This is a genomic window from Peptoniphilus gorbachii (genome assembly GCF_016908115.1).
Taxonomy (GTDB): domain Bacteria; phylum Bacillota; class Clostridia; order Tissierellales; family Peptoniphilaceae; genus Peptoniphilus_A; species Peptoniphilus_A gorbachii.
In genome coordinates, this window is the sequence record NZ_JAFBDH010000002.1 from 73588 (window position 1) to 95976 (window position 22389).

Below are 22389 nucleotides of genomic sequence, written 5' to 3' on the forward strand. Positions count from 1 at the left end.
CTTTCTAAATGTATAGATTAACTACCTAATTATAGCATATAACACAGATTCCTTTCAATTATATGATTTACCGCGTTAAACCAAATAAAAAAATAAAAGATTATAACCTTATAAAATTACAACCTTTTATCTGATGGTGTTATTTAATTATAGAGAATATATTTCTCTAACCTTATCAACTAAGAACTTTACCTTTCTTTCAGAAATAATTCTTTTAAAACTCTCATTATTCTCTATTGCATCTATATAAAAGTTAACAATCATATCGTCACTTCTGTTTGGATTTGTTGATAACAATAAATTTTCATCAAGCCAATCATCTATTTGGTTAAAATACTCATCGCCTCTTATCTTAAAAGATTTTTCCTTGCTCTCTATTATTAGGTTGAGTAATTTTTCTACATATTGACTAGCAAGTTTGAGATTATTATCTTCAATATAGTGCGTTGCCAAGGATAAATAAAAATTTAAAACTATAGAAACATTTATTTCAGTAAGATTAAAAGTTTCTATTAAATCCTCCACTTTTTCCAAGGTTTCGACCCAATCCTCATCATGCAAACTACTCTTCATCATAAGAAGGGTGATTAAATCAATTATGTTCTTATAAATCATTACTTGAAGTTTTTGATCTACTTCATTTTCCTTCTTCGTTTTTAAATAAGCTGAAGCCACTAAACAATCTTTTGATATAGATAGCATGTCCGAAGATGGCAAAATATTTAATGCTTCTTCTGATTTTCCTAAACTAATTAAGCAGGCTGCCCTCAAGCTCAGTGATTTATCTTTAAGTATAGAATCTTTCGAATCCTCACACACTCTCTTTAATATATTATTTGCGTATTCGAGATATTCCTCTTTCTTTGTAGTGTCAGTTGCTAAATCACAATGGTTCAAAATAAACAAAGACATATAGTATAGAAGATCAAAGCAAGAATAGTATTGTTTAATTTTAATTTTTATATCTTCTACGATACTATCCATACCTGCATCAGGGACACGATTCTCTAAGTCTATATAAAATTTTTGTATTTGAGCTGAAGATAAATCTGGATCATATCCTATTAATTCATCCACACTTATATTAAAGAAAGTGGCAAGTTTTGGTAGAAGTAAAATATCTGGATGGCTTTGACCTGTCTCCCATTTTGATACGGACGCCTTTGTTACCATCATGAATTCTGCTAATTCTTCCTGTGTTATGCCTCTTTCTTTTCGTTTCTGAAGAATATTTTCTCCAATTTTTAGCATTCTATTTTACCTCCTAACTGATTTGTTTTTTGTTTATTACAGCAATCGAAATTACAATGCACAATATAAGCAAAATACTGCCTGTTATAATCGGTACATAGTAGTCATCATATCCAATTCCTTTAATAAGGTTCACAGGCTTTCCTATTAATGCGATAGGCATGTATTTAACAATTTCATCTCTAATGGACAATATAAGTTGAATCACAATCCCAACGGTCGTTAATATTAATGTGCCTATAACATTTCCTGAAATTACACCAGCTAATATCTCTAAGGATATTAAAAATAATCCAAATATAAAAGGAAGTAAGGCTGCCATAAGTATATTTCTAATAGGAAATGAAATCCCGAAAAAGTACTTTGTGTAAAAATAAGTGAGTATAAATGAGGAATAGTAAGCCAAAAACCACAAAATGAAATTGTAAAAAATCTTCGATAGCACAACTTGATACCTTGGCAGTCCCTTAGATAACAAATTAATCAAGGTTCCCTTTTGGAATTCATTTGCCATTTGAGTACTTAATATAATGGCTAATCCAAACATACCTATTTGACTAATGTTTTTAAAGAATTGTGTCCAAGAGTCAATTTCTGATGGTGGTGCTACGTTAATATCTATATTTCCTGTAGCTATGGATTGAAGTAGCATGGGAGTTAATTTTGCTGTCAAAGGACTTATTAACCCGATGAACAAGAAAAGGATAAAGGTAGAAATCATTTTTTTAGTCCTTGCACCTTCAATAGCTTCTTTCTTTAATAGAGATAAAAATATCCTCATGCTTTCGTCACCTCCATAAAAATATTTTCTAAAGTCGGTTCTTCTATTTTTATTTCTAGAGGAAATATGTTTAACTTATATAGCTCATATAAAATATCAATATCTTTTAGTTGATTGTCTTCATCTGTTAAGTACAGAGTATCTCCTTTTTCATTCATTACCAGATTTGAAAATTTATCTAGTGACTTAAATACCTTTAGTTCTTCATTCGACTTAAATCTGATTTTAATTGTGTTTTTCCTCTTTATATTTTTTAGTTCATCTATTGAACCTTCCAGTACATTTTTTCCTTTATCAAGCACCACAACATGATCACAGATTGCTTCAACGTCCGATAAAATATGTGTGGAAAAAATAACGGTTGTAGAGTCTTTTATTTTTAATATAATGTCTAATATCTCTTTTCTTCCAAGTGGATCAAGGGCGGAAGTTGGTTCATCACATATTAATAATTTGGGACTATTTAACAACGCTTGGGCAATACCCAAGCGCTGCTTCATACCTCTAGAATAGCCACTAATCCTTTTATTGACATTTCTTAATCCCACCAATTCTAAAAGTTCTTCGCTCTTATTTTTCATTTCATTTTTGTTAAGACTAGTTATAGACCCACATAAATTGAGATATTCTTTAGCAGTCATATAACCATAAAATTCAGGGACATCTGGAAGATACCCGATAAATCGATTGGTTTTTGACTGACCAAAGCTTACTTCTTCTCCAAAGACTTCAATGGAGCCTTCATCAATTTTCAAAAATCCTAAAATCATTTTCATTGTCGTTGTTTTTCCAGCACCATTTTTGCCTAAAAACCCAAAGATTGTGTTTTCAGGAATGGACATGGATAACCCATTAATAATCGTATTTTTACCAAAAGATTTATGAAGATTGTCAATTTTTAGCGCTTCCATTATTCGTCCTCCCTACCTATTGTTAAGTATAAGATAGGTCCAATAATTTGAATAAAAACAACTATTAAAATCCACATAGTTCTGCTTCCAAATTTATATCTATCGTGTTTTAAAACATGACTTAAAGAATAAATCATAAGTGCAATTTCTAAAATAATAATAGGTATAAGTATTGGCAAGTATTCTCTAATAATATCTGGCATTTTTAACCCCCTTTATTTGTATATATCATATCATTTTACTTAATCAACCTTCAAGAAACTATTAATTAACTTATCCTATTTTTATCAACTACAAGTAAACTTTTCTTAAGTATTTATTGTTGAAATTCATTTAATATATTTCTTAAATAAAAAAATACTTATAAGAGTTCTTGTAACCCCCATAAAACATTGATTCCAATACTTTTATAATCTATTATCTTATTTATTCGTCAATATTATAGTTTCCACATATTACGTCATTATACAACCTATATACATATAAAAAATAAAGGCAGTCCTAAGACTGCCGATATTTATCTCTCTGTTCCTTTGCTATGTTCTTTCTTATTTGACTTAGCTTTGTCATCTGTCTTAAAGCTTTTATTTTCCATAATATGGACTTTTTATCTTTATCTTGACGCTTTCTTGTTCTTTTGCTTTTAAGAGCTTAGAAGACAAAATACGGACATTTTTATGTTCCTTTCCGTTGTTGTAAATGCTTGTTTTTACTTGACCAAATATTTTTACAAAATCTCTTTGTTTTAACTTCTCTAAATCTGTTGTATTATCTCCATAGGCTGAACAATTGGTATAAATTTTATTTCCATCGTCATTTTTTTGAAACAAAAGAATAATTACTTACTTTAAACTTTTCTCCATTAGCATTTTCTCTTTCATGATTTTCTACTTGACCTACTATATTACCCACGAGATTTATAAGATCGTCTTTTTCTTCAATATCACTGACATTTTCAACAATCTTACCTTGTTCTTTCATGTAATCAATCATATAGTCAAAATCTTCGCTTAATAATGAAATAGTATAATTGTCCATATATCTGTCATAAATCTCATCAAGAGTTTTTTAATTGTCTATTCCTTTTTCAATTCCTATTAAGGATTTTATAAGGTGCTTGTATTTTTCTTTTGAAATTATTTCTATATTTCTTCTCATTTCTTTTTGTTCCATAATTTCCTACTTAAATTAAAATTAGAAGAGCTAATTGATCTCCCTATCTTTCTTGTTTGTTTTTTACTTTTCACATTAATATTATTATTATCATTTTCTCGTTTTGACAAAGAAAAAGCAGTAGACATTTTTATCAGTTTACTGCTTTTTTATCATTATATACTTACAATAATTCTATAACAATTTACAAGTTAAAAGATTTATTAAAAAAATATTTTTTTTATCTTTTCCATTAGTGTAGGCTTTGCACATCCATAAACTTTTTCTTTTCCGTAAATCACAGATTTTACAAGAAAAATAATGTATGATCCAAACAAATATATCAGTAAGTATAATAATATTATATCTAGAACCTGTTTAAACATACTATTCCTAACACCTCCAAACATCAACAACTATACTACCACCACCGATTACAATAATCCACCTAAACATACTATGCAAGCATGAGGAATTAGAGTACAAGGCATTCCGAAAACTTTGTCTATTAATCCAGAGACAGTTACTCCAGCACCAGATACTGCTACAAAACATGGTAAATTTAAACCTCTATTTTGAGATTTAATATTCTCTTTACTAAACAACACCTCGAGTTTTTTGTTACTTTATTTTTCTATTCTTCTGATTCAACAACTCGTAAATTTTCATATTTTTTAACTGGATTTGCTTCGCACTGAGTTTACATAGGAAAAAAGAGTTCATAGAAACTATGTTCAAAATCAACACACATGATGAAAAAGTATCTATTATTTTTTTCAACATTAAATATTCTTCACTTTCTATTTTATTTTTCAATTATAATAAGTTAGTAAGATATTCAATCTCCATTTTTATACCTACGAGGATTCTTATAATTTATATTCGTGTCTCCTTGTAACCCTAATTTATTAAGCTCTTATTTAATTGCATGAGTAAATACTGCAAACTTAAATAAAATCAAAAAATTTTAACAAAATCTCTTTGTTTTAAACTCTCTAAATCTTTTTTCTTATTTCCATAAGCTGAAAAATTGGTATAAATTTTATTCCCATCGTCATCTTTTTCTAAGTCCATGGTTGTTTAACATTATTCCTGTTATCAGGTAAGTTATAATCTTTTATTTGTTTTTCAACTTGCTATACTCACCTCCACACCCTATGCCCAAAAACATAGAACCGATTATCCATGCATACTCTGTTTTTCCTGTTTTATATGACATGTATATTGATAATATAAGTGTAATAAATGAGATTATTGCTAATATAAGCCATAAGTTCTTTTTGTCCATTTTATTCCTCCAAGATTTTTAACTCATCATTTCTATTCTTATTCTATATTCTTTTGACTTCAACTTCAGCTAACTTTTGTGAATATTATTTATTATCTTTGCTATATAATTTTTAGTCATTGAAAATACTCCATCACTTATTCTTTGAATTCCTTGTTCAAGAAAAATTATTACTATAATACTATTTTAACTTTTCTTTTACTTTAGAAATTGCTCTTTACTTCAATCTTATGTAAAACTCAGATAATGATACCCCTAAATGAATCAAAGAATGTTAAGCATGTCTTTATCTTAGTTAGCCTGATATTTTTGTTCTTCTTTTGATGTATAAACCGAAATAAAAAAATCTGTCACAAGATATAAAAAAATGTAAATATTATAAATAAATATCATGAGATTTATAAATACCACAAGAAAAATCCTGAAGATAAGCAATTTGCAGCAGAATATTATAGTGAACTTTCCGTCTACAAAATAGCTGCTAAAGAAATTATAGAAAACTATAAAAAGCTTCCAAATACAAAAGAAATACTATCAAATCTCGATAAATTGCAAGAAAAAAAGAACACCCTTATGCAAGAGTATTCTTTGAATAAAGAGCAATTTTCTGACCTTGTTCAGTATTGGAAAAACTATGAAAATTATTATGGAAAAGAAGTGGAGAGATAAAAAGGTATAAGCGGATAATCCTATAGCTTTTTTAAGATTATTTACAAAATTTTACTTTAAACTTATTATCTTACTTAAAGAAATCCTACTAGATGACTATCAAACATTGCTATAGGAAGTAATAATATCAAAAGGACATTTAAAGCCATAAACAATTTATCCTTTTCCTTTACGCCAAATATTAAACCTATTAGTCCAATAATGGGCAGACAAATATTGATGTGAGTCCAGTTGGTCTTAGGCTTGTATAGCTTTCAAAGATTTCTATTGGCAGTAGGTAGGAAATCACAAATATTAGGAGTCCAAGTAGAAATATCTTCTTGCTTAATTTATCTTTCATTAATCCTTCTCTTTCTTTGAAATTATATTGTTCGAATTAAATCTATGGTCGGCCTGTCTAAAATTCTCTTTAAAGAAAAATGATAGATGATTAGATTAATACCATAGACGACTAATGAAAATCCTAGGAAGCTTTTGTAGTCATAATATTTTATTAAAGTACTCATTCTTAAATCAAAAGCGATTATCAATATTATAAACATAACTCCTAAACTCACCATAATAGAAATTATAAAGGATTTTACCTGTTCTTCAATAAATTCCTTTTGATAAATGTTCTTTAACTCATCTACATCCATCCCACAAGAGTAAAGACTTCCGATTTCTTTTTTCTGCTCATGAGACTTAAATGTTGGAATAAGCAATAAATACGCATCTCATAATTTATTATATCATTTTTGAAATAAGAAAAAACAGCCCACAAAAAAGCTGTTTAAATTCTCTAATTGAACAAGTTATGATACTGGAACTGTAAACATTACATAGGAGGTAATAAGAGTGTTGGTAATATAACACTATAAATAACTTGTTTTTTTCTTTCCTCCAAATATCAACCCAACCACAACATTTTATGTTTTTTAGCAAGATATCTTATAATTCATTTATATTGTCAGTTATGGACATCTTATTAATTCTTTTAATAGGTTTATAAGTTGAAATAATTACGGAAATCAATATAAATCCTATCGAAATTATTACCGCCAAAATTGGAAACTGCCAAATTGCATAAGAAAAATGATCCTCTATCAATTTTGTAAATATAATTTTATTCAGCAAAACACCAACAATAATCCCCACAAAACAACCAAATAAACCATAGGTCGCTGATTCTACATTAATCATTCTCTTAATTTGGAACTTATCCATACCCACTGCACGCATCATTCCATATTGTTTTATTTTCGAAGATACGCTAATGGATATACTATTGATGCTATTTAATAAACTTACTAGGCCAATAATTGCAATGAAACCATATACAAAAAGCATAAATGCCATGTAGGTTCCTGTTGTTTTTTTATCTCTACGATCACTTATCATGTTTTTATTTCCTATAAGTTTCTGAATTTCATTTATACTTTCTTTCGAAAACTTCTCATTAGTCTGTAACATGACTAAGTTATATCCATCTTCATGTGTTATCTGCTTAAAAGTTTCACTTGAAGTTATTATTGTAGTTTTACCTCCAGTTTCACCATCGCTAGTAAATGGATCGTATTTCAATAGTCCAGCTATTTCAAAATCTTCTCCTTTAATTTTTATTTTATCTCCAATTTTATTATTGCTATCTCTATCCCAAGTAGCTAAAACATAATGGCTATTGCCAAATACCTTCGATAAATCACTTTTTCTCTTTAGGGCTTTATCTTTTTTTAGACTTTTTAAATCAAAATCATCATATGAGATAATATCTATTTTTTCTCTAATGTTAGATTCAGATTCTAAAATTGCATTTACATCAAAAACGCTTCTTCTACCATATACATTTTTTACTCCATCTACTTCTTTTAATTTATTCAACAAATTTGGATCAATATTATTTAAAATATCCTTACTTGTAATCTCTATATCTGCTCTGGCAGAAGATTGTGGCATGATATAATTTACAAATTGTCCGAAAACTATAAATGTTAAAAACAAAATAATACTTAATGCAAAGGAAGCTGACATTAAAAATAAATTCTTTTTATTTTCTATAGCATGATTTATTCCTAGTGATTTTTCGATGTTAAAGAACTTATTATTTACTAATTGTTTATTTCCTATATTAGATTTTGTATTTCCAGAAAGAGCTGCAATTGGTGAAATTTTAGAAGCTTCTTTCGCAGGTTTTTGTGCGGCAATTAAAACACTTGCAAGTCCTACCAGAACACCCGCTAGAATACCAGTTACACTTATTGTAAAAATAGGTATATTAGAAAATTCTTCTCCAACTATATATCTTAGTCCACCACAAAGAATCCAAGTTGAAACAACACCTATTAACGTACCAATAGGAATAGCTGTTTTGCACCAATTTAGTGACTCTAACCTTACAAACTTTTTAATCTGACCTTTGCTCATCCCAAGAGAGCGCATCATCCCAAAAAACTTCGTTCTTTGAGCAACACTATTATTAATACTCCCAGAAATCATTAAAGCACCAGCTACAAGTATCAGAATAAATAATAACATAGCTATAGGAATTAAAGTTTGCCCCAAGTTACTTTTTAATATATCATTGAAGTTAAAACCAGTATGCTTTAACTTCAATCTATCAATTTCCATTCGTAAGCCAATTTCAGCCATGCTAAAAATTGCTGTTACCAAAAATACTGAAATAGCTATGCACATTATAGTTAAATGATTCTGTTTTTTACGAACTTTAGCTGATATTGGAATTAAACTAAGATAACTTTTCATTTGTAGCACTTCCCTGATCAACTAGTATTCCATCTGAAACTCTTAAAACTCTATCTGCTGCTTGAGCTATCGAACGGCTATGTGTAATCATAATTATAGTTTGTTCATATTTCTGTGAAGATTCTTTTAGTAAACTAATAACCTCTGAACTATTTTTAGAATCTAGGTTTCCCGTTGGTTCATCCGCTAGAATTAGAGAAGGTCTTGTTATAAGTGCTCTACCTATAGCAACCCTCTGTTGCTGACCACCAGAAAGTTCACTTGGCAAGTGATTCTTTCTCTCTTGTAGTCCTAATATATTTAATAGTTCTTCAAGATACTTTCTATCTGGTTTCTTGTAATCCAATAAAACTGGAAAGATTATGTTTTGTTCCACAGTTAACTCTGGAATTAAATTGAATCCCTGAAAAACAAAACCTATATTTCTGCGGCGAAATACTGTAAGCTCGCTATCTTTCATTGAAAACAAATCTTTATTATTAATAATAACCTTACCTTCAGTAGGAGTATCTAGCGCACCTATTATATTCAGTAGGGTACTTTTCCCAGAACCTGACTCTCCTACTATAGCTATATATTCTCCTTTATCTACAGAAAATTTAATATCTTTTAAAGCATGCACTGCATTGTTGCCTTTTCCATATATTTTAGAAACAGATTTAACTTCTAATAAACTCATAAAACACCTCGATCTTATTCTATTTATTAAAGAATAACACTCCATTCCTACAATTAAATTACTAAAATCCTACAATTTTGTAGGATTTCTAAAAGTTAATATAAAAGTAGTCCCATAACCTAATTCACTAGAAACTTCAATTGTGCCTCCATGTCCTTCGATGATAGACTTTGCTAAGGGTAGTCCTAAGCCTATCCCTTGCGAATCTGTTAAATGTCTACTTCTATAGAAACGCTTGAAAATATGATAAAGATCATCCTCATGTATACCAAAGCCATTATCAGTAATTTTTATCTGTAAAATCGACGAGAATTGCTCCCATTCAATTTTAATTACATCACCGCTTTTAGTATGGTCAAAAGCGTTTTTGACAATATTATTTATTGCTTCCAATAGCCAATCTCTATCACAAATAAAATTTATTTTTTCATCTCCAGAAACTTGTAGATGTTTTTTTTCACTTTTTGCACGGTATGTAAAGTGGAGTTCTACATCTTTAATCATTGCATACACATTTTCATTCAATTTTTCAAGAACAATCACACCTGCATCAAACTTAGCTAACTTCAAAAGGTTTTGTATTAATGTATTCATTCGATTAAGCTCATGGTCTGACGCTTCACATAAATCTTTAATTGGATAATCTTTATCAACCTCATTAAAAATAAGTTCATTATATATGTTTAAAGCTGCTAATGGTGTCTTTAGTTGATGAGATATATCAGATATAATATCTCTTAGAAATTTCTTCTCTTTCGTTTCATTCTTAGCTCGGGCATTTAATATTGAAGCCATCTGATTTATGGAATTAAATAATCTGTAAATTGTCCCTTCTTTGTCAGAATCAATCTGAACATTATGATTGCCTTCAAGATACATATTGATTTGTGCTTCTACATTTTCTATAATTTCTTCTTGGCGTTTTAAATAAAGATAAAATATACCAGGTGTCAAAAAAATAAAAATAAGACTTATAAAAATTGAAGGAGTAGAAATAGTTTTGAACTCTTTCCAAGTAAATATTTGAATTAATAAGGCGAATAAGATATTAATTGTAAAGATATGTTTGAAATATCTTTTATTGTTTTCATCTGAAAATACTGACATCATTGTTTACCTCAACAAGAAACGTTCCACTTATATCCCAGACCTCTAATGGTTTGTATCATTTTAGGTTGACTCGGATTGTCTTCAATTTTCACTCTAAGTCTGCGAATATATACAGTTACGGAATTATTGTCTATATAATTATCATTAATATCCCATAATTTCTCTAAAATTTGATCTTTAGATAGGACAATATCAGGATTTTTCATGAATAAACAAAGCAGTTTATATTCACCACTCGTTAGATCTAAAGCGTGACCATTTTTATAAGCAACACTTTCTGATAAATGAATTTTTATACCATTTGATTCGATATTTTGGTTATTATATTTTTCTGTTCTCCTAAGAAGTGCATTTATTCTTGAGATTAAAATACTTAATCTAAATGGCTTAGTTATATAGTCATCTCCACCAATATCTAGACCCATAATTACACTTGTTTCTTCGTCAGAGGCTGTTAGAAAAATAATAGGTACATCAGAGTTTTCTCTGACTTTTCTGCAAAATTCAAACCCTGATCCATCAGGAAGAGATACATCTAAAATTAATAATTCATATTTGTTTTTTGACCATAAATCTAAAGCTTCGCTTATAGTTCTAGCTATATCAGCATCAAACCCTTGCTTTTCAAAAGAAAATGACAACCCATAAATAAGGCTCTTGTCATCTTCTAATAGTAATATCTTGTTCATATAAAATCTCCTAAAAATCATTAAATCTATGTTAGATTATACATTATAAGTACAAAAATACACTCTATTTTATAATATCACCATTTTCAGTATAAGTAAAAACAGACCCATTACGGATCTGCTATTTGTCGATATCAATTTCAATTTCAGACTTGAATATTACTTTAAGCATTTCATCATAAACCACTATCTTATCCACTAGTTTCCTTACCAATTCTTCATCATAGCTTTCTATTTCTAATTCTTGATTGTCTAAAAACTCTTCTAATTCCATTAGTCTGCTTTGTTCATTCTTCTCTTCCGCCATTTCAATGAGTATCTTTTCTTTTTCATTTCTTAACTCTTCTACTCTGTCTGCAAGGTCTGTGTAGTCTTTCTTGGCATTAGCTACTTTTAAAAGTTCTTCTTGCACTTTCAACATTGCTTGGTCTATTTCTTCTATTCCACTACTTCCATAACCTGTGATGACTTTTTCAATATTCTCTTTTATTATTTCTTTTAATTCACTGCTTTCAGATATAAGTTGATTAATGGCTTCTACGGCTGCCTCTTGTAGGTTTTCTTCTCTTATGGTTCTTGCTTCACATGCTTCTGGTCCATGGGTTACTCTTGTACAGCATCTCCAAACGGTGTACTTTTTCCCTCTGTTGTTCCAAGCAATTCTCCTGTAAATATCCCCGCATTTAGAAAGGTATTTTAGAGCATCTTGTAAATCTTGTGCTGTTTCTTGTTAATATTCTTCAATTAACATCTCGAGTTTTTTGTTACTTCATTTTTTAATTCTTCTGATTCAACAACTCGTAAATTTTCATAATTTTTAACTGGATTTGCTTCGCACGGAGTTTCCATAGGAAAAAGAGTTCATAGGAACTATGTTCAAAATCAACACACATGATGAAATAGTATCTATTATTTTTTTCAACATTAAATCTTCTTCACTTTCTATTTTATTTTTCAATTATAATAAGTTAGCAAGATATTCAATCTCCATTTTTATACCTACGAGGATTCTTATAATTTATATTCGTGTCTCCTTGTAACCCTAATTTATTAAGCTCTTATTTAATTGCATGAGTAAATACTACAATCTTAAATAAAATCAAAAAATTTTAACATAATCTCTTTGTTTTAAACTCTCTAAATCTTTTTTCTTATCTCCATAAGCTGAACAGTTGGTATAAATTTTATTCCCATCGTCATCTTTTGCTAAGTCCATGGTTGTTTAACATTATTCCTGTTATCAGGTAAGTTATAATCTTTTATTTGTTTTTCAACTTACTATACTCACCTCCACACCCTATGCCCAAAAGCATAGAACCGATTATCCATGCATACTCAGTTTTTCCTGTTTTATATGACATGTATATTGATAATATAAGTGTAATAAATGAGATTATTGCTAATATAAGCCATAAGTTCTTTTTGTCCATTTTATTCCTCCAAGATTTTTAACTCATCATTTCTATTCTTATTCTATATTCTTTTGACTTCAACTTCAGCTAACTTTTGTGAATATTATTTATTATCTTTGCTATATAATTTTTAGTCATTGAAAATACTCCATCACTTATTCTTTGAATTCCTTGTTCAAGAAAAATTATTACTATAATACTATTTTAACTTTTCTTTTACTTTAGAAATTGCTCTTTACTTCAATCTTATGTAAAACTCAGATAATGATACCCCTAAATGAATCAAAGAATGTTAAGCATGTCTTTATCTTAGTTAGCCTGATATTTTTGTTCTTCTTTTGATGATCTAATTAAAAAATCTGCTGATGATAGACAAGACTTATTGGATAAAATAAAGAAAATTGAAACTGAAATGAAAAGTTTATCCCAAGATATGGAAAATATAAATACTATAAATAAGTATCGTGAAATCTACAAATACCACAAGAAAAATCCTGAAGATAAACAATTTGCTGAAGAATATTATAGCGAACTTTCTGTCTATAAAATAGCCGCAAAAGAAATCTTAGAAAACTATAAAAAACTACCAAATACAAAAGAAATATTAACCAAACTCGATAAATTGCAAGAAAAAAAGAACACCCTTATGCAAGAGTATTCTTTGAATAAAGAACAATTTTCTGACCTTGTTCAATATAGGAAAAACTATGAAAATTATTATGGAAAGGAAGTAGAGAGGTAGGACTGCTTAACTACCTCTTTTACATTTATTACTTTTCCCACTCGAATAAAATATTTAGTTCATTATATTCTTCTGAATATTTTTCTTTGTCCATAATTACTCCTCAATATATTTTATCAATGATTCATTGTCTACAGTTTTAGCTATTACAATCTCAATAATTGCCGCTAATACATGAATTAATATTAGATAAGCCAACACATATATTAAGTTAAAATTATATTCGAACTTCAATACCATATCTCCGATTATATCTATCAATGTTTTCCCTATTATCCCCCCTAGTATAATTGAAATAATATTAGATATTACTATTATTATTTGTGTTTCAAATATTCTTGATAGTATAAAATGTGATTTTTTCATTCCTAGTGCCATCATAGTTCCTATTTGATTTTTTCTTTCAATAAATGTGGTTATGGATAAATTAATGACATTAAACAAAGCAAATATCAAAAAAACACACGTAAATATCAGTGATGCTAACAAAATTGTTTTGTATTGCTTGTTAAGCTCTTTTACATAATCATCAACTTTATTGAATTCAAGTAATTTATTTTCTGACAAGATGTTTCGAACTTTATCCTCTATAATATTCATTTTTTTCTTATTTATAGAGTCCTTTAATTTTAATGAAATAGAATTGTTAATGTTATAGTCGCATAATTCTTCTAATTTTTTTTCTGGAATACCAAATATATATTCTGAACTTGTATCGTTTACAATAGCGGATATAGTAAAATCTTTTTCATCAATATGTCCATCTTTCCCTCTAAATTTTAACCTAATAGTGTCCCCTAACTTTGGACTTAGTTTATACACATCTTCAAAAACATTGTTAGCATTATTAACTATCAAATCATTCTTATCTTTTATATCTCCCAATACTAATTTAGCCTTTAATTTATCAATATCAGTTTCTTTATATCCCACAATAGTTGTAACCTGATTGCGTATATCATTCTTTTCTATATCAAAATTTACCGTAGTAGCTTTTTCAATATTAATACGATCAATCTCATCTATTTCCTTAATTTTTGATATTAATTTTTCATCAATTGGATTGTTTTCGGCTTGTGTAAAAGCTTTTTTATAATTGCTTGCATTTATATCATCTGGTTTATACTCCATAAATTTAAATGTGATATTATATTCACCTAATTTGAATTTAGTATTTTTAGCTATATCTTCAGTCGAAATAGAAGAAAAAACACCTATCATAGCAATAAATATTACACTACATAACGCTAAAGATATTAACGTAAATATAGAACGCTTTTTATTCCTTTTAGCATTTAACATACCTAGATATAAAGGAGTAACTTTTTTAGAGCTATGCCTTGGAGCTATAACATCCGTATAAGAAGTATAACTCATTGCTTCAACTGGAGAAATTTTAGATGCGTAATTTGCAGGTCTTAATGTAGAAATACAAGCAATTGCGAATACAAAGATGACTGTTGCAATAAAAATCGAACCATGTATCTTGAAATCAAAAGTTCCTGGTCTAATCAATATATTTACCAAAATTCCCAATAATCCGCCCACTATTCCTGAAGGAATTGCAATAAACTGAGCCTGTCTTATTATTAATTTTTTTAAATCTTTACGCTTTAAACCTAGCGCTCTTAATTTACCAAGTTCATTGATGCTTCTATTTATAGATATATAATATATTGAATATAAAACTAATGAAGTTGTAATTGAAAGCAATAGCAAAATATGCATAAGTTCTATACTAGCATCACTAATTTTTTGATTATTGGAATAAGTAAAAAACTCATTATAAATATTAATGTTTTCTTTAGGAATTTCAAACTTATCTCTTATTTCATTAGCTTTACTATAAGCAAACTTCTCTGACTTATCTTTCAAAAATATCATAGAGGAACTTACTTTTACTTTTGAATTCTTAAAATAATTTTCCGATACGTATAAATTAGCCTGACTCACTTCCATATCCCTATATGCTATAGATGATATAGTAAATGTTTTTTCTCCAGAATTATCATCGACTTTTATTTCATCTCCGATTTTCAAACCATATTTGTCTGAAATAGATTTTTCTATCATAATTTCATGTGAATCTATTGGCAATTCACCTTTTATTGAATCGAAATAATTATTATTGTCTAAATAAATTACATTAGTTGGAGATCCTTGAAATTTTACTTGATCAATAATATTTAACGTAACAATTTTATCTATGCTTCTATCTGATTTTATATCATTAATTTTATCAGATTTATTTAATACTGTTATTTGAGGCATGTATTTTGTAGTCTTATGTATGCCAATTTGATTTGATGCAGAAAAAGAAAGTGTCAACGACAAAATAAATGCGGAAAAGATTATTGTTAAACCTATAAGGAAATTTTTATTTTCTCCTCTTATATACTTAGTTGCCAATCTACTAATATAATTCATTATTTTGATAACCTCCCATCTTCAAGACGCACTATACTTGCATATTTATTCTCCAATAAATACTCAACTATATTTTGATCATGGGTAATTAAAATAATTGTTTGGTTAAAATTTCTATTAGTTGAAACAAGTAAATCAATAACATTTTTACTATTTTTGCTGTCTAGATTCCCAGTAGGTTCATCTGCCAATAATATACTTGGATTTGTTATTAAAGCTCTTGCAATAGCAACTCTTTGTTGCTGTCCGCCCGAAAGTTCATTTGGCATTTTTTGTAATATATCTTCGATACCTAAAGTATCAACTATTTTATTTAGGTATTTCTCATCTTCTACAAGTCCACTAATATTAAGTGGAAAAAGTATATTTTCTTTTATATTCAATATATTTATCAAATTAAACCTTTGAAAAATAAACCCAATATTTTTACTTCTAAATTCAGTCAATCCATTATCGTCTAAATCCGCTAAATTTATACCATTAATTTTTATACTTCCGCTTGTCGCTCTATCCAGCCCTCCTATTATATTTAGGAGCGTAGATTTACCACTACCAGATGCTCCTTGGATTATTAAAAAATCGCCTTTCCCAACTTCTAAATCAACCCCATCCAAAGCCTTTACTTGATTATTTACTGTTCCATAATATTTTTTTATTGCTTTTATATTTAATATTTCCATATTTATCTCCTTGTATATCTAAATTTAAAGAAACTTTAAGTATGTTTTTTATATTATTAGTACTAATAAACTCACTGTGATATCTATCATGACTTATACTTAAATGTTTTAATCCGCCTTTCTTAAGCTGATAAAGTTTATCGTATGTTGCTTCTTCGTTTACAGCCCAAAATCCATTTGTCGCAATACTAGTATTCTTACCAACTTCTGTTGAAATTTCAACTAATTTTAATAATGTCGGATATTCTAAAAAAACTTCTCCTCCCGTAAAAGCTATTGTTTTTATTTCATTTATTTCTTCTGATTCTTTAATGTATTGTATCACTCTATTGATATCAAGTCTTTGTTGAGATTCAGGAGAACATGAAAAACAACAATATTTCCATTTTGCACTACATATATTAAATAGAGCAAATCCTAATTAATGTATCATGTGCCATAAAACTCTCCATTTCTAAATTAATAAATATCTCTTTTGCTAAGAATCATGGTATTCAATATTATCATAATAATCAAATAAATAATCGATAATAATGTCACTCTTAAATAAATAGAATCACCGCTATCAATTGATAGTAATACTATGTTTCCTGATATAAGATAATTCATAATTGAAAATGATAAATTTCCAGAAATTTGATGAAATATTGTATCAATTATTTGTAATATTCCAGCTGACTCAAGGAGACCAATAATAAGTGTAACAGCAGAATTTCTTATCAAATACGCTAAAAACATTATTATAATACTATAGGTTATATATAATAAGTATTCTGTGAGTATATATTTTATGAATATTCCTATTTCTGTGAATTTCAAATATCCTTCCATAAAGTAAAATGATAATGACATAATAATAAAACTAGTAATAAATATAGCTAATGTGTATAAACATATTATTGCTACTTTTCCTAAAGTTAGCTCTATTTTTTTTGGAAAAACTTGATTAATATTTTTTAGAAAACTAGATTTAAGTTCATCTCCTATATACATAACAATAAAAACTGTTTGGAACATCAATAAAATTTTACTTTGAATATTTCTCATAAATAATTCAGTTATAGGTATATAGCCTAAATCTAACCAATCTGGAATCACACTTCCAACATAAATCCCCCAATTTATCTGTGTGAAATTTATTTTCAAGTTTTCTAGTGCTGCTTTATCATTAATATAGTAATGATAATCAACTTTTGTCATATATACAGATCCAATTATCATAAGGCTACTAAGAATTAAAATTATCCATGGATATTTGTTTCTTCGTAGTCTATATAACTCTAATTTTATTGCTCTACTCATCTTAATATCTCCATATAATAATCTTCAAAGCTCATTTCTTTTACAGAAATTGAACTTATTTCTATACCACAATTTACTAACAAAGAGTTTATTAAACTTATTTTATCAAAGTAATCGTTTAATATAACTTTTTTACTATTTATAATCTCATTTTCATATCCATGTTTATTTAAAATTTTTGATACTTCATTCGTTTTGCTGGTTATTATCTCTATTCTTGATCTACATTTTTTATGCAAATCTTCTATTGTAAACTCAGCTAGTAACTTCCCTTTTGAAATTACTCCAAAATCTGTTGCGATTTTAGATAACTCTTCCAATATATGGCTTGATATAATTATGGTAATGCCGTATTTTTTATTAATTTCTTTTAACATATTTCTAATATCGACTATTCCTTGAGGATCAAGTCCATTAATTGGCTCGTCTAAAATAATAATTTCAGGAGACCCTATAAGAGCCATTGCAATACCAAGTCTTTGTTTCATTCCTAAGGAAAAACTCTTAACTTGTTTATTATAGCAATTTTCCAACCCAACTATTTTAAGTATTTCTTTTATATACATTTCATTTTCTATATCATAAGATAAGCATTTTAATTTCAAATTGTCATAAGCTGTTAGCTGCATATATAATGCTGGTGTTTCTATTAAGTTGCCTACTTTACTAAAATAACTAGAATTTTTTTTAACATTGTTACCAAATAACTCTATATTCCCACTACTTTTATTAGATAATCCAGATATCATTTTCATAATAGTTGATTTTCCGGCTCCATTATCTCCTATTAAACCATAAATAGATTGTTTTTTTACTTTTAAATTAACATTATCTATTGCTGTAAAATTTCCAAAATTTTTTACTAAATTTTTAGTTTCTAATATATATTCGCTCATTTGATTATTCCTTTCTATAATTTTATGAGGAATTCTAAATAATGATATTATATATCCTACTTTTAACATAATTATAAGATCTTTTATAAGATTTTTCAGCTAACTTTTGTGAATAAAAAAAGCACTAGGAATTAAAGTCCTAATGCTGATTATTAAAATGAATCTACATAGCCTAGTTCTCTGAACTTATCTATCATTTCTTGATAATTTCTAACATTTAATTTTTGATATATTCTAGATAAAGATACCGCCAAACTTCTAACATTTGTGTTAAGTTCTTTAGCTAATTCTTTCCTAGACATGCCATTTGAATACAATCTCACTATTTTTAATTCATATTTCGTCAACGATTCTAACATATAATTTTCTTCTGGGAAGATTACTTAGCCTTTCAAAGCGATAGATTTTATATCTTCTATTAATTTAGATGTCTCTTCATAATAGATATGATAAAAATTATTGATATTGTTATATAATAATATATTAAGTATTTTCTTGATAGAGCATATTCCATCAAGAAAATACTGTAATTTGATTTTTTATTTTTACCCATACTATTTCCTCTTCGTAATCAATATGGTATCAACAATCCTCAAAACAATTCTTCCAATGAAATACATAATAATAGAATACAATATAAATTCTGCAATTGGGAATCTATATTGCAATCCACCAAGAATCGGATCATTATTTGTATAAACGTGAAGACCATACGAAATAATAATTCCACCTATTAAAGTAATTATAAGAATTCTCTTCATATAGTAACAATTTTCGTTCATGAGCATACTAATTCGTTGAGATTTACTCATACCTACAAGATTTAAGAAAGAAATCTCTTTCTTCCTACTAATCACATTTGTAAAGTAAGTATTTATTAAGTTTCCAACACCCATAATTAAAATTAATATAGTTATTGATAAAAGAAACTTTTTACTAGTTTTTAAAGAAACTTTATATTCATCTACCGCATTTAAATAAGTTTCCATTTTTAATGGATGCATATTAATCAATTGTTTTACTTTATTTACAGTACTTTTTTGAGCCTTTAATGTCTTATCTTTTAATTCAAGTCTCAATTCATAATTAAAATTAGTATTAGTATCTCCAAAATAATTCAATGAATTATCTGGAATATAAAAGTATATCCCACTACTTAAAGTATCGGTTATACCCATTACTTTAGCCGTAAAATCTTTGCCATTTTGTTGAAATTTTACTTCGTCACCTATCTGTACATCCCATCCATAATATTTTTTTATTTCTTTTGGCTGATTAACAATAACTCCCTTTTCTTTGGTCAACTTCGAGTATGAGGTATTTCCTTCTATAAGTTTTTTATTAAGAAAGCTTTCTTGTTGATTAGTATATCCTACAATACTCAAATCTTCTGAGTTTCCATTTGGACTTACGAAAGTTGCATTTGTACCTTTTATCACTTCAATTTTTTCTACATTATCAATCTCTTCTAATGAACGAATTAAGTTATTATCTAATGGATTTCTTTTTTTCATATCGCCATTAATTTCATCATTAGAACTGCCTAAAATAGAATCTTCATTTGACATAATACTTATTTCATAATTTGTATAACTTTTTCTTGCTAATTGTTCTGGATCAAAGGATTTTAAAAAAGCATAAGATAAAACGAGCAATACTCCTCCAATACTTAGTGATAGAATCATAGTTATTGTCTTTCTAGGATCTCTTTTTATATTAAGCCATGCTATAAATTTAGGTGTAACAAAACTATTTTTCTTTCTCTTTACCAGATGGCTTGTAGATTGACCACTCATAAAAAGTTCTTTGGCAGAAATTCTATTTATATCTTTTCTTATAGATATTGCCGAAGATTTAAGAACTATAAAAATATACAAACTGCTAAGTATTAAAGTGACTATTATATATAATGGATTATGTTCTAATAAAAATATTAGTCCATTTCTGTTATTGATAAAAAATATGCTAAAAGTCCCTAAAATTCCTAAGCAAATTCCTATTAAACCAATATATAATATCCTTTTATTTAGAATAATCATTGACTGTTTTCTACTTGCTCCTATCAATCGCAGAATCGCTATGTTTTTCCTATCTTCTAATGTAAAAACATACAAAATATTATGGATAATGAGATAAGAAACTACCCCTAACAAAACTGCCAATATTAAAAGCATAATATATTGATCTGTATTAACCAACTTCATATAACTAAAGTACATATCAAAAAAATGAATGTTAGATTCATCTACTTTATACTTATATGCTATTGAATTTATCTCATTTTTTAGCATATCTTCAGAGTATGAATTCGGTGATTTCATACTTAGTTGTACTAAGTAATTATCAACTTGACCAAATTTATCAACATAAGATTTAGATACAAATACAGGATATGTTCCTTCTACACCTTCATTATATAAAATTCCACTTATTATATATTTTTTTGAACCATTACCTAAATTTAGATTTATGCTTTCTTTGATATCAACTTTTTTGTTAATACGTTTTAAGTAGCTTTCAGACACTATTATCTCATCATCTTTTTGAGGATAAGATCCTTCTATATTATTTACATTCCCTAAGTCACGTAAATCTGAATCCATATATGCAACTCTTAGATTTATATCACCTATACTAACTTCTGGAAAAATATATCCTATTCCTGCTTTTTTTATGCTCTTCTCTGATTTTATCCCTTCAACTTGTTTAGGATTTACTTTAATTAATGATGCTTGATGTCCATTTTCTAGTTTTTCCTGAAACATTAATTTAGCACTTATAGAATACAAACTCATTATGCTAATAAAGACAAAAGATAAAATTATAGTCAGCAATATTGTAAAACTTTTAATTTTATTAACTTTCAAATCTCTTTTGACATATGTTTTCAGGATATTATTTTTCATTTTTTTTATCCTCCACAATTTGACCATCTAATATGCGTATAACTCTACCGCAATACTTTGTTAATTCTAAATTATGTGTAATCATTATAATTGTCTGATTAAATTTTTTATTCATCTGAACAAATAGCTCCATTATATTTTGACTATTTCTTTGATCCAAATTTCCTGTTGGTTCGTCTGCTAAAATTACTTTTGGTTTAGAAATGAGAGCTCTGGCAATAGCTACTCTTTGTTGTTGTCCTCCTGACAATTGATTTGGGAAAGCAGATATTTTTTGTTTTATCTCTAACAAATCTAAAATTTCATCCAAATAGTCGTTATCGGCTTCTTTGCCATCTAAATTTAAAGGTAAAATTATATTTTCTCGAACATTTAAGATGGGAATTAGATTGTATTCTTGGAATATAAACCCTATATTCTTTCTACGATACTCTGTTAATTCTTCCTCATTTAGATTATTTAATTCCACATCATCAAACATAATTTTCCCCTCTGTTTGATGATCAATCCCTCCTATAAGATTTAACAATGTTGTCTTCCCCGAACCACTGTCTCCAATAATAGATAAAAATTCTCCTTCCTTAACAGTAAAACTTACATCATTTACTGCTTTGACTTCTATTTCTCCTTGTTTGTATATTTTTTTCACTTTATCTATAATTAAAGTCATTAAACATCCTCCTTAAATTTGAAAATCTATTTATCTGTTGATTCACAATTGTATCATCAAAATAATCATACATACTATAAAT

The 22389-nt window shown here is 27.7% G+C and carries 18 protein-coding genes and 7 pseudogenes; 2 read left to right on the forward strand and 23 right to left on the reverse strand.

The genetic code is table 11. The features are described from left to right. Window positions 1–147 precede the first annotated feature (147 nt). The 6 genes and pseudogenes from JOD41_RS02470 to JOD41_RS02500 all read right to left on the reverse strand — a co-directional run bounded on the left by JOD41_RS02470 (window position 148) and on the right by JOD41_RS02500 (window position 5383). On the reverse strand, window positions 148–1251 hold the full coding sequence (locus tag JOD41_RS02470) for a helix-turn-helix domain-containing protein (RefSeq protein ID WP_205051457.1): 1104 nt from the start codon (window positions 1249–1251) through the stop codon (window positions 148–150). A gap of 13 nt (window positions 1252–1264) precedes the next feature. Then, entirely contained in the window at window positions 1265–2032 is a 768-nt protein-coding gene (locus JOD41_RS02475) for an ABC transporter permease (RefSeq protein ID WP_205051458.1), read from the reverse strand. Then, window positions 2029–2943, reverse strand: a complete 915-nt coding sequence (locus tag JOD41_RS02480; protein WP_205051459.1) for an ABC transporter ATP-binding protein — start codon at window positions 2941–2943, stop codon at window positions 2029–2031. The genes JOD41_RS02475 and JOD41_RS02480 overlap by 4 nt, the downstream gene beginning before the upstream one ends. Next, window positions 2943–3146 (reverse strand): PLD nuclease N-terminal domain-containing protein, encoded by a 204-nt coding sequence (locus JOD41_RS02485; RefSeq protein ID WP_004837780.1) that lies wholly within the window; start codon window positions 3144–3146, stop codon window positions 2943–2945. The genes JOD41_RS02480 and JOD41_RS02485 overlap by 1 nt, the downstream gene beginning before the upstream one ends. A 314-nt stretch (window positions 3147–3460) precedes the next feature. Continuing rightward, window positions 3461–4116, reverse strand: a pseudogene (locus JOD41_RS09275) (DNA-binding protein). A gap of 1096 nt (window positions 4117–5212) precedes the next feature. After that, the gene (locus JOD41_RS02500) at window positions 5213–5383 is read right to left on the reverse strand and encodes a hypothetical protein (protein WP_205051461.1); all 171 of its coding nucleotides are present in this window, start codon (window positions 5381–5383) and stop codon (window positions 5213–5215) included. 363 nt (window positions 5384–5746) lie between these two features. Here JOD41_RS02500 and JOD41_RS02505 point away from each other — a divergent pair. Next, a pseudogene (locus JOD41_RS02505) lies at window positions 5747–6052 on the forward strand (relaxase/mobilization nuclease domain-containing protein); the annotation flags it as partial. Window positions 6053–6126: 74 nt separating this feature from the next. Here JOD41_RS02505 and JOD41_RS02510 read toward each other — a convergent pair. The 9 genes and pseudogenes from JOD41_RS02510 to JOD41_RS02545 all read right to left on the reverse strand — a co-directional run bounded on the left by JOD41_RS02510 (window position 6127) and on the right by JOD41_RS02545 (window position 12702). Further along, window positions 6127–6392 (reverse strand): annotated as a pseudogene (locus JOD41_RS02510) (hypothetical protein). A gap of 22 nt (window positions 6393–6414) precedes the next feature. Next, a pseudogene (locus JOD41_RS02515) lies at window positions 6415–6726 on the reverse strand (ABC transporter permease); the annotation flags it as partial. Between the two features lie 256 nt (window positions 6727–6982). After that, window positions 6983–8794: an ABC transporter permease gene (locus JOD41_RS02520; RefSeq protein WP_205051462.1), complete on the reverse strand. Its 1812-nt coding sequence runs from the start codon at window positions 8792–8794 to the stop codon at window positions 6983–6985. Then, window positions 8778–9473, reverse strand: a complete 696-nt coding sequence (locus JOD41_RS02525) for an ABC transporter ATP-binding protein (protein ID WP_148472166.1) — start codon at window positions 9471–9473, stop codon at window positions 8778–8780. Before JOD41_RS02525 ends, JOD41_RS02520 begins: the two co-directional genes overlap by 17 nt. 69 nt (window positions 9474–9542) lie before the next feature. Continuing rightward, the gene (locus JOD41_RS02530) at window positions 9543–10583 is read right to left on the reverse strand and encodes a sensor histidine kinase (RefSeq protein WP_205051463.1); all 1041 of its coding nucleotides are present in this window, start codon (window positions 10581–10583) and stop codon (window positions 9543–9545) included. Window positions 10584–10591: 8 nt separating this feature from the next. Next, window positions 10592–11272, reverse strand: coding sequence for a response regulator transcription factor (locus tag JOD41_RS02535; RefSeq protein ID WP_205051464.1), 681 nt, complete (start codon window positions 11270–11272; stop codon window positions 10592–10594). 121 nt (window positions 11273–11393) lie between these two features. Then, on the reverse strand, window positions 11394–11693 hold the full coding sequence (locus tag JOD41_RS09145; protein WP_239540925.1) for a hypothetical protein: 300 nt from the start codon (window positions 11691–11693) through the stop codon (window positions 11394–11396). Between the two features lie 117 nt (window positions 11694–11810). After that, window positions 11811–11945, reverse strand: a pseudogene (locus tag JOD41_RS09260) (recombinase zinc beta ribbon domain-containing protein); the annotation flags it as partial. Between the two features lie 586 nt (window positions 11946–12531). Then, entirely contained in the window at window positions 12532–12702 is a 171-nt protein-coding gene (locus tag JOD41_RS02545) for a hypothetical protein (protein WP_205051465.1), read from the reverse strand. Window positions 12703–13015: 313 nt separating this feature from the next. On the opposite strand from JOD41_RS02545, the pseudogene JOD41_RS02550 reads away from it, so the two are divergent. Continuing rightward, a pseudogene (locus JOD41_RS02550) lies at window positions 13016–13426 on the forward strand (relaxase); the annotation flags it as partial. A gap of 96 nt (window positions 13427–13522) precedes the next feature. On the opposite strand, the gene JOD41_RS02555 reads toward JOD41_RS02550, so the two are convergent. The 8 genes and pseudogenes from JOD41_RS02555 to JOD41_RS02590 all read right to left on the reverse strand — a co-directional run bounded on the left by JOD41_RS02555 (window position 13523) and on the right by JOD41_RS02590 (window position 22307). Further along, a complete protein-coding gene (locus JOD41_RS02555) occupies window positions 13523–15853 on the reverse strand; it encodes an FtsX-like permease family protein (protein ID WP_205051466.1) in 2331 nt (776 codons plus the stop codon). Next, a complete protein-coding gene (locus tag JOD41_RS02560) occupies window positions 15853–16533 on the reverse strand; it encodes an ABC transporter ATP-binding protein (RefSeq protein WP_004838483.1) in 681 nt (226 codons plus the stop codon). The genes JOD41_RS02555 and JOD41_RS02560 overlap by 1 nt, the downstream gene beginning before the upstream one ends. Further along, a complete protein-coding gene (locus JOD41_RS02565) occupies window positions 16481–16933 on the reverse strand; it encodes a radical SAM protein (RefSeq protein ID WP_099951140.1) in 453 nt (150 codons plus the stop codon). The genes JOD41_RS02560 and JOD41_RS02565 overlap by 53 nt, the downstream gene beginning before the upstream one ends. A 59-nt stretch (window positions 16934–16992) precedes the next feature. Continuing rightward, complete coding sequence (locus tag JOD41_RS02570) at window positions 16993–17835, reverse strand: ABC transporter permease (protein WP_205051467.1); 843 nt, start codon at window positions 17833–17835, stop codon at window positions 16993–16995. Continuing rightward, entirely contained in the window at window positions 17832–18731 is a 900-nt protein-coding gene (locus JOD41_RS02575) for an ABC transporter ATP-binding protein (protein WP_239540928.1), read from the reverse strand. Before JOD41_RS02575 ends, JOD41_RS02570 begins: the two co-directional genes overlap by 4 nt. Before the next feature lie 152 nt (window positions 18732–18883). Beyond that, a pseudogene (locus tag JOD41_RS02580) lies at window positions 18884–19168 on the reverse strand (helix-turn-helix transcriptional regulator); the annotation flags it as partial. A gap of 117 nt (window positions 19169–19285) precedes the next feature. Continuing rightward, on the reverse strand, window positions 19286–21637 hold the full coding sequence (locus tag JOD41_RS02585) for an ABC transporter permease (RefSeq protein ID WP_239540931.1): 2352 nt from the start codon (window positions 21635–21637) through the stop codon (window positions 19286–19288). Further along, window positions 21627–22307, reverse strand: coding sequence for an ABC transporter ATP-binding protein (locus JOD41_RS02590; protein ID WP_205051470.1), 681 nt, complete (start codon window positions 22305–22307; stop codon window positions 21627–21629). Before JOD41_RS02590 ends, JOD41_RS02585 begins: the two co-directional genes overlap by 11 nt. Window positions 22308–22389 lie beyond the last annotated feature (82 nt).